This window comes from Halobaculum saliterrae, assembly GCF_009831625.1.
In the GTDB taxonomy this organism is placed as follows: domain Archaea; phylum Halobacteriota; class Halobacteria; order Halobacteriales; family Haloferacaceae; genus Halobaculum; species Halobaculum saliterrae.
Genome location: NZ_WUUS01000002.1, coordinates 410,121 through 423,340, shown reverse-complemented (window position 1 = coordinate 423,340; position 13,220 = coordinate 410,121). Strand labels below are relative to the sequence as shown.

Below are 13,220 nucleotides of genomic sequence, written 5' to 3'. Positions count from 1 at the left end.
ACACCATGACAACAGATCGCAGGAGGCTGCTGAAGATGGGCGGCATGGCGGCCGTTGCAGCGCTGGCGGGCTGCGTCGGCGTCGAGGAGCAGGGGACCCCGACGGCGGGTGGATCGGACGGAGGGGACGGCGGAGACGGTGGAGACTCGACGGCGACACAGACCACCGAGCCGGCCGTCGACCCGGGTACCGCGACCACGTGGTACGCACGCTCCTCCGCGGAGGGTGAGACGCTGAAGGGGCTGATCGAGGAGTTCAACTCGCAGTCGCGACACACCGTCGAGGGGTCGGACCTCTCGGACCTGGAACAGAAGACCCAGTCGGCGATCCCCGCCGGACAGGGGCCGCAGGTGTTCGAGTGGGCACACGACTGGGTCGGCGACTACTACCAGCGCGGGTTCCTCTCCGACCAGAGCGGGAACCTCTCGGTGAGCATGGACACGTTCACCGATGCCGCCGCCGAGGCCGCGCAGTTCGACGGCGCGACCGTCGGGCTCCCGTTCGCCGCCGAGACGGTCTCGCTGCTGTACAACAAGGAGTACGTCGACTCGCCGCCGGAGACGGTGAGCGAGATGGTCGACGTGATGGAGGAGTACCACGACCCCGACAACGGCACCTACGGACTCGGCTACCCGCTCAACGCGTACTTCATGAGCGGCTTCGCCCAGGCGTTCGGCGGCTACTACTTCGACCCGGAGGCCGATGAGATGTTGGGCCTCAGCAACGATGAGACCGTCAAGGGCTTCCAGTACATCCTCGACACGTTCGTCCCGTACATGCCGAACGACACGCAGTACGGCCCGCAGGCGGCCGCCTTCTCCGAGGGGAACGCGCCGTTCGCGATCAACGGCCCGTGGTTCCTCGGCACGGCACGGGAGAAGGGGGTCGACGTGGGCGTCACGAGCTTCCCGACCGCCGACGGCTCCGAGCCGAGCCCGTACACCGGGATCCAGCTGTGGTACTTCGCGAAGGGGATGGAGAAGTCCGAGTCCGACGCCGCGGCCGCACGCGAGTTCGTCGAGTGGTACGTCACCAACGAGGAGCAGCTGCTGGCCGACGCCGAGAGCCACGGCTTCATCCCGGTCCACGAGAACCTCGCCGGCGATGACGACCTCCCGGCGTCGGTGCAGGGCTTCTCGGAGGCCGTTCAGCAGGGCGTCCCGATGCCGACCCATCCGCGCATGGGCGACGTGTGGGGGCCCCTGGAGACCGGGTTCGGCAAGGCCCTCGACGGCAACATGTCCGTGAGCGACGCCATGGTCGAAGCGGAGGAGACAATCCGGAGCAACTGGGAGTAGGTCCATGAGCACCACAAGCCGAATCGCCGACCGGGCGGCCGCGATCCCGGCCATCGAACGCGAGGACGTGTCGCTGCTCCTCGTCCTTCCGGGGTTGTTCCTGTTCGCGGCGTTCATGTTCTTCCCGATGCTGTACCTCCTCGGGATCTCGTTCACGAACGCCCGGCCGTCGAACCTCTTCGCCGGCGGCGGGTTCCTCACCTTCGGCGAGGCGACGTTCGTCGGGCTCCAGAACTACGCGGCCGTGCTGTCGGACGGGAAGTTCTGGAACTCCCTGGGCACGACGTGGCTGTTCGTCGCCACGAGCCTCGTGTTGAAGATCGGGCTCGGGCTCGGCGTGGCCCTCGTCGTCACGAACCGGCGCGTTCGCGGGGCTCGGTACCTCCGGTCGCTGCTCATCGTTCCGATGGGGCTCCCCGCGATCTTCACGATCACCATCTGGCGCGGGATCTTCAGCTCCGCCCAGTTCGGGCTCGCGAACCAGCTCCTGAGCTGGCTCGGCGCCGGCACCGTCGCGTGGCTGAACGAGCGCTGGGCGGCCTTCTTCGCGTACAACGTCACCGAGATGTGGCTGGCGTACCCGTTCATGGTGATCATCACCGTGAGTGCGCTTCAGGACGTGCCGAAGGAACTCCACGAGGCGGCGATGGTGGACGGTGCGGGCTACTTCTCGCGCTTCCTCCACGTGACGTTGCCGAGCGTGAAGCGGCCGGTGCTGTTCGCGTCGATCCTGACCGCTGCGGCGTCGTTCCAGCAGTTCCTCATCCCGTACGCGTTCAACGAGGGCGGCCCCGCCAGACTGAACGAACTGATCATCGTCTACGGCTACCGCGAGGCGTTCCAGTTCAGCCAGTACGGGCAGGGCGCCGCGATCATGCTCGTCGCCGTCGCGTTCATCGGCGCGTTCATGTGGCTGAACGTGAAGAAGGGTCGGCTCGCAGACGGGGTGGACGAGGCGTGAGTCTCGTCTCGCTCGTCGCCGAGAAGATCGCCGACGACCTGCGTACCCTCGCGAACACGCCGCGGGAACTCGCCGTCGAGGCGCGGTACACCGTCAGGGCGTATCGCCGTGGAGAGCTGTCGGCGCTCCAGATCGGACGGACCGCGGGAGCGACGGCGTTCGCGATGCTCGTCGTCGCCCTCCTGTTGTTCCCCATCTACTGGATCGCGATGTCCGCGATCTCTGGCACTGGCGGCAGCGTCTACGCCGCCGGCGGGTTCAGTTTCTTCCCGGAGAACCCCTCGATACAGCCGTTCGTGTGGGTCCTGGGAGACCTGATCGTGCCGGCGTTGACCATCTCGCTGAACGTCCCGTTCAGCGATCTGGCGCTGGTGTTCAACACGCCCGAGATCGCGTTCCTCGACGCCAGCGACCACGGCGTCGACAACCCCTCGGACTTCAAGCAGTACTTCGTGAACAGCGTCATCGTGTCGGTGCCGACGCTCATCCTCGCGATGTGCGTCATCGTCCCGGCCGCGTACGCGCTGTCGCGTCGGAAGTTCATCATGCGCCGGAAAGTATTGTTCGGGTACGTGCTGTTCACGCAGGTGGGCGGCGGCCTCGGTATCGCCTCGCTCATCGCCCTGTACGCGATGTTCGTGCAGGTGGGGCTGAACAACAACCGACTCGCGCTCGCCGCCTACTACGCGGCGACGGCCGTGCCGTTCAACACGTGGCTGCTGAAGACGTACATGGACGGCATTCCCGTCAGCTACGAGGAGGCCGCCCTCGTCGACGGCGCGCCGCCGTGGCGCGTCGTCACGGAGGTCATCCTCCCGCTGTCGGCGGCCGGACTGGCGACGGTCACGATCTTTACCTTCCTCACGGGATGGATGGAGTTCGTCGTCGCGCAGACGATGCTGTCGGCCGACAAGTTCACGCTCCCGGTCGGGTTGTTCGCACTGATCGACGAGTACTCGATCCCGTGGGCGCGCTTCTCGGCGTTCGCGCTCACGTTCGCGTCTCCGGTCATGCTCGTGTACCTCTTCGCACAGCGGTACATCGAGGGCGGGCTCTCCTTCTCCGGGATGGAGGGCTAGCGGCCGGTCGGGAAGCGCCGTCGGGATCCCCCGACGCTCACTCCTCGACGGCCGCCTGAAACCCGAGCCAGTTCACGACGGTTCCGGCGCGGTCCGTGACGGGGACGAGCGTCACGCGGTTCCGGAACGTCGATCCGTCCGCCCGGTAGTTCGTCACCGTCGTCGTCACTCGATTCCACGTCGACAGCGCCTCGCGAAGCTCCGACACGGGTTCGGGGTCCGTGTCGGGGCCCTGCAACACTCGGAGGTTCTCTCCCCGGAGGTCATCGAGGGAGTAGCCCGTCAGCTCACGGAGCGTCCGGTTCGCGTACACGACCGGGTTGTCCGCGTACGCCGGTCCGGCGAGCGTGATTCCCACCGACGCGTCGTCGAGGACGCGGATCCGGTCCACGTAGGCCCCCTCGTGAGCCGCGAGCGATCCGGAGTCGCCATCCACGACCGCTTCGTGGTCGGGAGGTCTCGAGTCCCCCAGTCGGTCGAGCCGCTCGGTGTCGTACTCGTCGACGTCCAGGACCGCGGGAACGCGGGTGCGGAAGCGGTCGTGGTCGAGTTGAAGCAGGTCGGCGAGGTCCTCACGTGGGAGCATCACTGGCGCCGATGTGGATCCGGGAACCGACGGACAAACGTCTGTCGGCAGCGGGTCCGAGCACAGGGAGACGGAGGCGGAAACCGAACGGGAGATCCCACCCAACCCGTCGGCTACGCGGAGGCCGGCTCCGTGCTGTCGCCCGCCGCCGGGACCTTCCGACGGTTTCGCACCGCCAGCGCGACGAACACGATCAGTCCGGCCGCACGGAGCGTCAGGTCGAGCAGGAGCGCGTTGACGGTGACGGTCACGCCGACGAACCCGAGAAGGTCGAAGACGGCGGTCGAGAGCAGTCGCGGCGCCATCAGCAGGAGGGAACTGAGCCCGAACGCGGCGCGTTCGACCCGGCCGATACGTGTGTACATCGTTCCGATGACGGTCCCGCCGAGCGCGACGACTCCGAGGAAGACGCCGACGACCGGGATCAGTATCTCCGGAACCGAGTAGGACAGCTCCGCGAGATCCGCGAACCCGACGACGCGGTACTGCTCGCGAACCGGGAGGTTCGCCGCGTCGGCCTTCTCGCGCAACAGGACGACCCCCGGCGCGAGCACGAACGCGAACGGCACGATGGCCTTGTTCAGCGACAGCGAGAACGCCTTCACCCCCGTCTCGAACGGGTCGGACTTGGCGACGCCGCTGGCCGCGTAGGCGGCGACCGCGACGGGCGGGGTGATGTCGGCGATCACGCCGAAGTAGAGGATGAACAGGTGCGCCGCGAGCAGGGGGATGCCGAACTCCACCAGCGGCGTCGCGAGCATCGAGATCAGGATGATGTACGTGACGGTCGTCGGCATCCCCATCCCGAGGATGATGCTGGAGATGGCCGTCACGACCAGCATCACGACGATGGAACCGCCCGAGAGCGCCAGCAACAGCGAGGTGAGGTTCGGGCCGAGCCCGGAGACGCTGATGACGCCGGGAATGATACCCGCGGCCGCGACGGCGACCACGACCGGCACGGCCGTTCGGGCGCCCTCCTCCATCGAGGTGACGACGAACGTGCCGACCCGGAACAGTTGGTTGTCGCCGAGGTCACGTCCCGTCCGCTCACCCGCCGACTCCGCCGCGTTCTGCACGGTCGGGTTCAGATCGAGCACCTTCGACTGCACGTCGCTGTGTATCAGCATCGTCAGGATGCCCGCGAGCATTCCATACCAGCCGATCCGACCGACGAGCGCCGAAGCCGCCTCCGCGGGTGGGAGTCCAGCTCCGCCGTCACCGCCGAGGAGAGCGATGACGGGGACACCCGCGACCACGAGGCTGGCGAACTCGGCGCCCACGAGGACTGCGAGCGTGGCGGCGAGGGTGACTCGGGTCTCGTCGCTGTAGGCGGCGATCACCGTGATCAGCGCGACGAGCGCGACGAGGGTGAACCACGCCGACCGCGAGACGGAGAGGCGCTCGATGATGAGGTAGTACAGCAGGAGGAAGATCGGCACCAGATAGAACCACCCGTGCTTGAGGTGGTCGACCATCGATTCCTGGTCCGCATCGGGGATGCCGCCGATCCCCTGCTGGACCGCCTTGAAGTGAACCATCACCCAGACGCCGAAGAAGAACACGATCGCCGGGATCGTCGCGAGGATGATGATCTCCGCGAACGGCGTCGCCGTGTACTGGACCATGAGGAACGCCGCCGCGCCCATCACGGGCGGGAGGATCTGGCCCCCCGAGGACGCCGATGACTCGACCGCCCCTGCGAACTCCGGCGAGTACCCGGATCGCTTCATCAACGGGATCGTGAACGCGCCGGTCGTCACCGTGTTCGCGATCGACGAGCCCGAGATGGTGCCCATGAATCCGCTGGCGAGGATACTCGCCTTCGCCGGTCCGCCCTTGCGCCCGCCGGTTGCGGCGTACGCGAGATCGATAAACCACTGGCCAGCGCCGCTCATTTCCAGGAACGACCCGAACAGGATGAAGATGTAGATGAAGCTGACCGAGACGGTGACCGGTATCCCGAAGACGCCGTTCTCCGTGTTGTACCAGAGGTTCTGGACGATGTCGGGCCACGTCAGCTCCGGGATCGCGAGGAGGCCGAGAAGCGGCGTGTTCCCGCTGATGAGGTAGCCCCACCGCGCGTAGACGATGAACGTCGCCACGATGATCATCAGGGGCAGTCCAAGCGTCCGTCGGGTCGCCTCGAGTACCAACAGGACGCCGGCGATGCCCAGCGCGAACGCGTAGGAGAACTCGTTGACGACGGGGACGCCGCCGAGGACCGGCTCGAGGAACGGGTACACCTCCGTGACTGGGCGCCCCGCCTCGAGCCCGAAGAAGCGGATGTCCCGGATCTCCGAGAACTCCGTCATGAAGTAGATCGCCGTGAGAATAGCCGTGGCGATACAGACGACGTCGAAGGGAGTGACTCGGTCGCGATCCGGGTCGACGAACCCCCACCGGAACCCGCGCCGAACTCCATCGAACCCGCGAGAGGCCGGGTTGTCCCGTCCGAGACGGTTCCCGGTCCCCTCGACGGAGCGTCCCAAGGTACGGGCGACGAACCCGTCGCCCATGCTCGCCGGGAACAGGAGGAAGGTGAGCACCAGCGCGAACGCGACGTGGATCGCGTTCGCCTGGAGTAGTTGCAGCGACACCTGGATGTCCGCCACGAGCGGGAGCGGGATCGTGAAGGTGAAGCTCCGTGCCGCGAGGTACAGTTGGAACACCGAGAAGGCGATCCCGATGACCGACACCGCGACGGCCGCGACGCCCGACAGCGACCGTCGGCGTTCGATCTCGTCGATGAGTTCATCCGCCTCCTCCGCGGAGAGCTCCTCGATCTCCTCGTCGGTCACGGGCTCGGTGCCGTCCGTCCTGTCGTCGTTCGGTGGGTCGTTTGTGCTCATGGGGGTCCGTCGTTCGGGCTCATGGGGGTGTCAGTCGTTCGTGCTCATCCGAATACGTCCGCCAAGGTGCGCCGCTCGACGTGGATCCGAACGTCTCTGGCGTCCGTTTCGGAAACCAAGTCGTACTGTCGTCCGTCGACGATCAGCGTGTGCCCGGCTATCCGACCGGGGGATACCAGCAGCGTCTCGAGTTCGGTTATCGGCTCGTCCGGCTCGTACACCAGCGTCCCGTTCCGGTTCGTGACGTTCGCCCCGGAGGGCAGGCCCCAGCCGTACGACTCGAACTCCATGCGGGTGTTCACGAGGGACTCGCCGTCCACACGGTACTCGTCGTACACGCGGGACTTCTCGACGCTGTGCATGTATTCCAGAGCGACAGTGCTCCCGTCGTCGACGGGGTGGGTGACGTAGTGTTCGCCCGTTTCGGCGTCCTCGACGATCAGAACCAGTCCGGTCGGGGGCGCGGCGGCGGCACCGACGACGACCCCCGCGACGACGAGGGCCGCCGCTATCAGCAGCGCGACGCCGTGCCGTCGGAGGGTCCGTGTGTGAGTCACCGATTGGATCGAGTTCGATCGTCTCGTTGTCGGCACCGGTATGACGGTCTCCGCCGGGGTCGGCGGACGGGGCACGTCTCATGCCCGCGCCCACGCCGCCCCCGTCGCGACCACGTGCCGACTCCGGGTCGAGTCAGTCGCCCGTTCAGGCGTCGAAGTACGCTGCTGCCCCCTCGTGGAGTTCGATCGACATGCCGTCCTGAGCGCTGTCGACGGTGATGAAGTCCGTCTTGATCGACAGCTCATCGAGGTTGTCGAAGATGGCCGCTGTGACCGCCTCGACCGTCCCGGCCTCGACGCCGGTGTGAGTGGCGATCATCGCCTGAACCGCCACCGTCTGGACGTCCTCGTCGACGCCGCTGTAGGTTCCGCCGGGGATCGTGTCGTCGGCGAACCAGGAGGCGTCGTCCTTGACAGCCTGGCGGTTCTCCCCGTCGATGGGCACGAACTGGACGTCGTTCGTGTTCGCGAGGTCCTCGATCGCCCCGACTGGCCAGCCGCCGACGACGAACGCCGCGTCGATGTCGCCGTTCGCGAGCTGTTCGGAGGCCTGTGCGAACCCGGCGTTCTGCTCGGTGTAGTCGGTGATGCCGACGGACTCGAGGATCTGGTTCGCATTCACCTGCGTCCCGGATCCGAGGTCGCCGGTGTTGATCGTGGCGCCGCTGAGGTCGCTCAGCGTCTCGATCCCGTTTCCTTGGAGCGTGACGATCGTGATCGTCTCGGGGTAGAGCGTCGCGACCCCTCGGAGGTCCTCGATCGCGTTGTCCTGGAACACGTCGATGCCGGTGCCGTTCTTCGCGAAGTACGCGATGTCGTTCTGGATGAGCGCGAAGTCGGCGGAGCCGCTCGCGAGGCTCCCGACGTTCTCGACGCTCGCGCCCGTGGACTGGACGTTCAACGAGAAGTCCGTGTTGGCCTCGACGATCGTCTTGATCTCGTTGGATAGCGGGTAGTACGTGCCGCCCGTGCCGCCCGCGTGCCAGCTCAGGCGACCACTGGTTCCCCCTCCATCGCTGTCGTCTTCCGTGGGCGTCTCGGTGTCGCCGTTTCCGCCGCCGTCGCCGTCGGCCTCGGTGTCGCCGCTTTCGTTGCCCCCGCCGTTGCCGCCACACCCGGCGAGCGCTGTGATACCGCCGACGCCGGCGATGCCGGTCGTCCGCATGAACGTCCGCCTTGTCTCTTCAGATGGCATACCATTTCGAGGAAACACGTCCCACATTATATTTCTAGTTCAATTATATTTGAATTTTGTTACAGTATTTCATATAAGATAGTGGTTGATAGCCGATCACTTCGTTTCGGATGCAGTTTGTTGGATAGCAGATTGCATTCGGAAAGTATCGTCTCGGCTCTGGTTCGTGGATACTTCAACTCCGATTCCGGATCGTAGCCACCCGGTTCGGACGGGGTTTCGTCCGGTTCTGCCGAGTTGACTATCGGATCTCGGTAGAGTATCCACCGGATTTCGGCGGTTTGCAGTTTTACGACAGGCCCCGTGTGCGACGTACACGTTCGCTCTCGGCGGTCAACAGTCCTCCAGATAGTGGGACGACTTTCGGGTTCGGCCGTATTCGAAGCGGATCACGTCCGCATTCAGAGGTTCCGTCGTTCAATTCACGCCTCGACTGGCTCCGACGGGGACGTGTCCGATATCCGCCGACGGGGGTGGGTTGCTCCATACGGAACTGTCTCAGTGCCAATAAGTGTAGAATAACTGATAGCATGTCCGCAGGATCGAGAGTCGTAGGAGGAACGTTGCGAACGAGGATCCGGACGCCCGGCTCACAGCGACCCATCGGCGGGCCCTGACGTTACTCGTAGTGGTGCCGTTCGACGCGCTCGACGACCTCCGCGAACGCGACGTTCTGCTTGACACTCGTGACTCTGATCTGTACCCGTTCGCCCTTCTCCGTGTCCGGGACGATGATAACGTACCCACGGTCGACGCGGGCGATCCCGTCGCCTTGATCGCCGATCCCCTCAATGTCGACGGTTACCTCGTCGCCTCGATCGACCGGGGGCTCCGGCTCCGCCGTCCGTTCGGTGTCGCTCGTACTGCCGGACGATCGCGCTCCCTGTTCGGTATCCTCTCCAGGGTTCGACTCGGGTCCCGTGTGATCCGATCGTCCGGTCGCCGCTGAGTCCATTCCCTCGCTCCGCTCCGCAGCGGGAGACGATGAATCGATCGCCTCGGCGACACCTTCCTTGCCGCCGTCCCCCTTGTGTCCTCCCAGAATGGCGACGCGATAGACACGGTCGGGACGAATCGTGTCGAGTTCGACCTCCCGCTCCGGCACCTCGACGACGTACGTCCCGTTGCGACGTTCCACCTCGCCGCTGAATACACAGCGTAGATCCTCTGATATCTCCATTCAATCAGGATTCACGCCGCAGTTATGTTAATCCTACCTGTTCGTAAAGCAGGGACCGTTCAGTGATTCGACCAGAAAGCACACTACCCGGTTCCTTTCGTCGGGGAGACATCACGTTCTCGTTCGGGGTCGATTCCTCCACCGGTTCGTTGCCTACACCACAATGTCCGCAGTAACTGGGGTTCCGTGATCGAAACTCTGTTCGACTGAGGAAGCCGGGGAGGAGTTCACAGAGACCCCACGATGTCCGCAGTTCCATACGAACACGTCGGATCGATTTCACGGTCCACACCTCTCAGTCGTTCCGGATCCACCGAGATTGGTGCCAACTCCGATCGAGACTCGACTGATGGGCGGATCGAGACGATCAGGCCCCCGGACTCAGTGGAAGCTGGAGTATAGCTGCGGACACGGTGGTGTTCGAATCGGACACTAGATGCCGCATCAACGTTCGACCGAGACACCGGAGAACCATCGGACTGCGGCGGACGTTGCGAAGAACACACCACTATGTCCGCTGTTCTATCGGCTGTCGTGTCGGGAGAACAGCGGACATGGTGGTGTTCTCTCGGAGGTTCGAAGGCTGGGTGGGAAAGCAACAGACGATATCGGCGTTCTCACGTCATCTGGAAGAGTTGTTCACAGTCGAAGCCACTCGAACACCCTCCCCCCACTATGTCCGCTGTTCGAGTGAGAGAACGGACGGGTCGACCGTGTCGCGGAGTTCTTTGCCGTAACTTCCGAGAGAAAGATCGAGGGATCCCCGAATCGGTCGTGTTCGCTCGCTCTCAATCTACTTCTGCCAAACCAAATGATACTACTAGGTTGTCGTACGGACTAGCTCTCACAGATAGGTATTAAATATTTCTATTTATTAAGGCTCCGACGCCCCCTCCCCCGGCTTCGATCTCAACAACTGCGGACATGGTGGGGTGGGTGTGTGATCACGGGCCTTTAAGAAGTATTTAAGTAACGTCGGAACAGCGGAAACAGCGGACGCTGCGGACACGGTGGTTTTATCACTCATCCCATGTATCGTTTGACAACCACCAATGGGGATGTTCGAGCGGGACACAGACATCTACCGCGACCGCGACGCACTCCGTGAGGACTACCAACCCGAGCAGTTGGTCGGTCGCGACGAGGAGCTCGACACCTACCGCGCCGCGCTTCAACCCGTGATCAACGGGGAGCAGCCGAACAACGTCTTCCTCTACGGCAAAACGGGCGTCGGGAAGACCGCGGCGACGCGGTACCTGCTGGAGCACCTCAAGGAGGACGCCGCCCAGTACGACGACATCGAACTCACCGTCATCGCGCTCAACTGTGACGGGCTCACGTCGTCGTATCAGGTCGCGACCAGACTCGTCAACGAGTTCCGCGACGACACCGAACAGATATCCACGACCGGCTATCCGAGGGCGAGCGTCTACGAGATGCTCTGGAACGAACTCGACGTGTGTGGCGGCACGATCCTCATCGTTCTCGACGAGGTCGACCACGTCGAGGACGACTCCATCCTCTATCAGCTCCCCCGCGCTCGAGCGAACGGGAACCTCTCGACGGCGAAGGTCGGCATCGTCGGCATCTCCAACGACTTCTCGTTTCGCGACGACCTCTCCCCGAAGGTCCGATCCTCGTTGTGTGAACAGGAGATCCACTTTCCGGCCTACGACGCCACCGACCTCCAGAAGATCCTCGAACAGCGCGTCGAGGTCGCGTTCCACGACGGGGTCCTCGATCCCGGCGTCATTCCGTTGTGTGCCGCCTACGGCGCGAAGGACGCCGGCGACGCTCGCCAATCTATCGACCTCCTGATGAAGGCTGGCGACCTCGCTCGCGACGACGAGACAGAGCGAGTCGCCGAGGAACACGTCGAACGTGGACGACGGGCGCTCGAGCGGGGTCGAATCAAGGAGGGGATAACCGGCCTAACCCAACACGGGCATCTCGTCCTCTACGCCCTCCTCACGTTGGATCTCGAGAACGAGGCTCCCGTTCGCTCACGAGATATCCGTCCGCGATACACGCGCTTCGCCGAGATGGCCGATCGCGATCCCCTCGTCCCCCGTCGGATGCGGGATCACCTCTCGGAACTGGCGATGCTCGGGATCATCTCGGTGACCGAACGGAACGAGGGCCGCCGCGGCGGTACCTACCGCGAGTACGCGCTCGACATGGACGTCGACCTGCTCCTGGACGCGATGGCGGACACCGTACAGGACGTCGGCGTCCACCGATCGGTGAAGGACTTCCTCGCCGACGATCCGAGCGACGAACTCAACGACGTCCGCATCACCGACTTCGTTTCGGAGGACTGACTTGACTATAGTCAGGCGTCCCTGATTTCGGTGATAGAACGCCTCCCGTAACGATATACACTACGAACCTAAATCTAGATCCTACCTCTCTCTGAGTCCATCACTCGTAGTCAGACCTGCTGCTCCCCAAGGGGACCCGTGCCCAACAACGGCGGACGAGCTGGTGTCCAATCGAATCCGGCTGTCCCGACTCGAACGACTATAACGATGGATTCGATGGGGTCGACGACCCGGGTAAACGGCGGACACCGTGGAGTCGACGACCTGGACAAACGGCGGACACGGTGGAGTCGACGACCCGATCGAACGGCGGACACGGTGGAGTCGAAGACCCGGGCAAACGGCGGACACGGTGGTGTCGACGACCCGATCGAACGGCGGACACGGTGGAGTCGAAGATCCGGACAAACGGCGGACACGGTGGGGACGATGACACGGTCGAACAGCGGACACGATGGTGTCGTCTCTCGTCTCCGTCCGAACGAGGGCGTGCTGAGATCCCTTGTCGGACACGATAACGGTTGCTTCCGACGGTCTCGATACTCTTCACCGTGGTATTCTGTGATAACCTGTCCCGGGTTCCTCGGTCGAACCCCTCTCGAAAAAACACCACTCCGTCCGCCGTTCTCGCCATCGGTATACAGTAACAGCGGACACGGTGGTGTGATCCCCCACCGGTCGTGACTGCGCCCCCGGCTCTACACTGTGGTGATCAGATCGCTAGAGGTGGTTCGTTCGTACTCCGGACATCGTGGTGTCGCTAGCCTGCGACCTGAGAGCGTGCCGACTCACTGCCGATCCACGGAAACCAACAGGTAGGAGGAGGTCCAAGGGTGACGTATGGACCACGACACTCTCGAATCGCGCAGGGTTCCCGAGGAGTGGATCACGCTCCTCGAACAGATGATCGACGAGAGCATCGAACGTGAGGGCGGGATCCAACTCTCGGCCGAGGACCTCCAAGTGGACGTTCCCTTGGCCTTCGGCGAGGACGCCGACCGCGCCGAGTGGGGATTCGATGGATCGGTAACGGTCGAGACGAAAGGGACGCGCGGATCGCTCGCTGAGTGGTTTCACCTCCATCACGAATCGCTTCCGGCCCCCGGAGAGAACGGCCTACGCCGACCGTCCGACACCGGCGATTCCGACGAGTAACGGCCCGTCGTCCAGTTCATGTATGTCACTGTCGCC

At 64.2% G+C, this 13,220-nt stretch carries 10 protein-coding genes; 5 read left to right on the top strand and 5 right to left on the bottom strand.

Features of this window, described 5'->3' with window-relative positions:
• The first annotated feature begins 5 nt into the window (after positions 1–5).
• Genes GRX01_RS04855 through GRX01_RS04845 form a run of 3 tightly spaced genes read left to right on the top strand, consistent with a single transcriptional unit; the run spans position 6 to position 3,338 of the window.
• A complete protein-coding gene (locus GRX01_RS04855; RefSeq protein WP_159663947.1) occupies positions 6–1,298 on the top strand; it encodes an extracellular solute-binding protein in 1,293 nt (430 codons plus the stop codon).
• A 4-nt stretch (positions 1,299–1,302) separates the two neighbouring features.
• Complete coding sequence (locus tag GRX01_RS04850; protein ID WP_159663945.1) at positions 1,303–2,259, top strand: carbohydrate ABC transporter permease; 957 nt, start codon at positions 1,303–1,305, stop codon at positions 2,257–2,259.
• Positions 2,256–3,338, top strand: coding sequence for a sugar ABC transporter permease (locus tag GRX01_RS04845; RefSeq protein WP_321167912.1), 1,083 nt, complete (start codon positions 2,256–2,258; stop codon positions 3,336–3,338). The genes GRX01_RS04850 and GRX01_RS04845 overlap by 4 nt, the downstream gene beginning before the upstream one ends.
• A 37-nt stretch (positions 3,339–3,375) precedes the next feature.
• Here GRX01_RS04845 and GRX01_RS04840 read toward each other — a convergent pair whose 3' ends face one another.
• From GRX01_RS04840 to GRX01_RS04820, 5 genes are all read right to left on the bottom strand, one after another.
• Positions 3,376–3,924 (bottom strand): PAS domain-containing protein, encoded by a 549-nt coding sequence (locus GRX01_RS04840; protein WP_233740884.1) that lies wholly within the window; start codon positions 3,922–3,924, stop codon positions 3,376–3,378.
• Positions 3,925–4,037: 113 nt separating this feature from the next.
• Positions 4,038–6,776, bottom strand: coding sequence for a TRAP transporter permease (locus GRX01_RS04835; RefSeq protein WP_159663941.1), 2,739 nt, complete (start codon positions 6,774–6,776; stop codon positions 4,038–4,040).
• Between the two features lie 44 nt (positions 6,777–6,820).
• On the bottom strand, positions 6,821–7,333 hold the full coding sequence (locus GRX01_RS04830; RefSeq protein WP_394351367.1) for a DUF1850 domain-containing protein: 513 nt from the start codon (positions 7,331–7,333) through the stop codon (positions 6,821–6,823).
• A gap of 145 nt (positions 7,334–7,478) precedes the next feature.
• On the bottom strand, positions 7,479–8,528 hold the full coding sequence (locus GRX01_RS04825) for a TAXI family TRAP transporter solute-binding subunit (RefSeq protein WP_159663939.1): 1,050 nt from the start codon (positions 8,526–8,528) through the stop codon (positions 7,479–7,481).
• A gap of 619 nt (positions 8,529–9,147) precedes the next feature.
• A complete protein-coding gene (locus GRX01_RS04820) occupies positions 9,148–9,708 on the bottom strand; it encodes a TRAM domain-containing protein (RefSeq protein WP_159663937.1) in 561 nt (186 codons plus the stop codon).
• 1,052 nt (positions 9,709–10,760) lie between these two features.
• Between GRX01_RS04820 and GRX01_RS04815 the strand changes: the two genes are divergently transcribed.
• Positions 10,761–12,029 carry an orc1/cdc6 family replication initiation protein gene (locus tag GRX01_RS04815; RefSeq protein ID WP_159663935.1) on the top strand — a complete coding sequence of 423 codons (1,269 nt, stop codon included), beginning with the start codon at positions 10,761–10,763 and terminating at the stop codon, positions 12,027–12,029.
• A gap of 840 nt (positions 12,030–12,869) precedes the next feature.
• Positions 12,870–13,184, top strand: coding sequence for a hypothetical protein (locus GRX01_RS04810; RefSeq protein WP_201289507.1), 315 nt, complete (start codon positions 12,870–12,872; stop codon positions 13,182–13,184).
• Positions 13,185–13,220: the final 36 nt, after the last annotated feature.

Bases quoted from the DNA above. Each gene is read 5' to 3' on its own strand.
- GRX01_RS04820 (WP_159663937.1), bottom strand. From the start codon at position 9,708: ATGGAGATATCAGAGGATCTACGCTGTGTATTCAGCGGCGAGGTGGAA.
- GRX01_RS04810 (WP_201289507.1), top strand. From the start codon at position 12,870: ATGGACCACGACACTCTCGAATCGCGCAGGGTTCCCGAGGAGTGGATC.
- GRX01_RS04815 (WP_159663935.1), top strand. From the start codon at position 10,761: ATGGGGATGTTCGAGCGGGACACAGACATCTACCGCGACCGCGACGCA.
- GRX01_RS04825 (WP_159663939.1), bottom strand. From the start codon at position 8,528: ATGCCATCTGAAGAGACAAGGCGGACGTTCATGCGGACGACCGGCATC.
- GRX01_RS04855 (WP_159663947.1), top strand. From the start codon at position 6: ATGACAACAGATCGCAGGAGGCTGCTGAAGATGGGCGGCATGGCGGCC.
- GRX01_RS04850 (WP_159663945.1), top strand. From the start codon at position 1,303: ATGAGCACCACAAGCCGAATCGCCGACCGGGCGGCCGCGATCCCGGCC.
- GRX01_RS04840 (WP_233740884.1), bottom strand. From the start codon at position 3,924: ATGCTCCCACGTGAGGACCTCGCCGACCTGCTTCAACTCGACCACGAC.
- GRX01_RS04835 (WP_159663941.1), bottom strand. From the start codon at position 6,776: ATGAGCACAAACGACCCACCGAACGACGACAGGACGGACGGCACCGAG.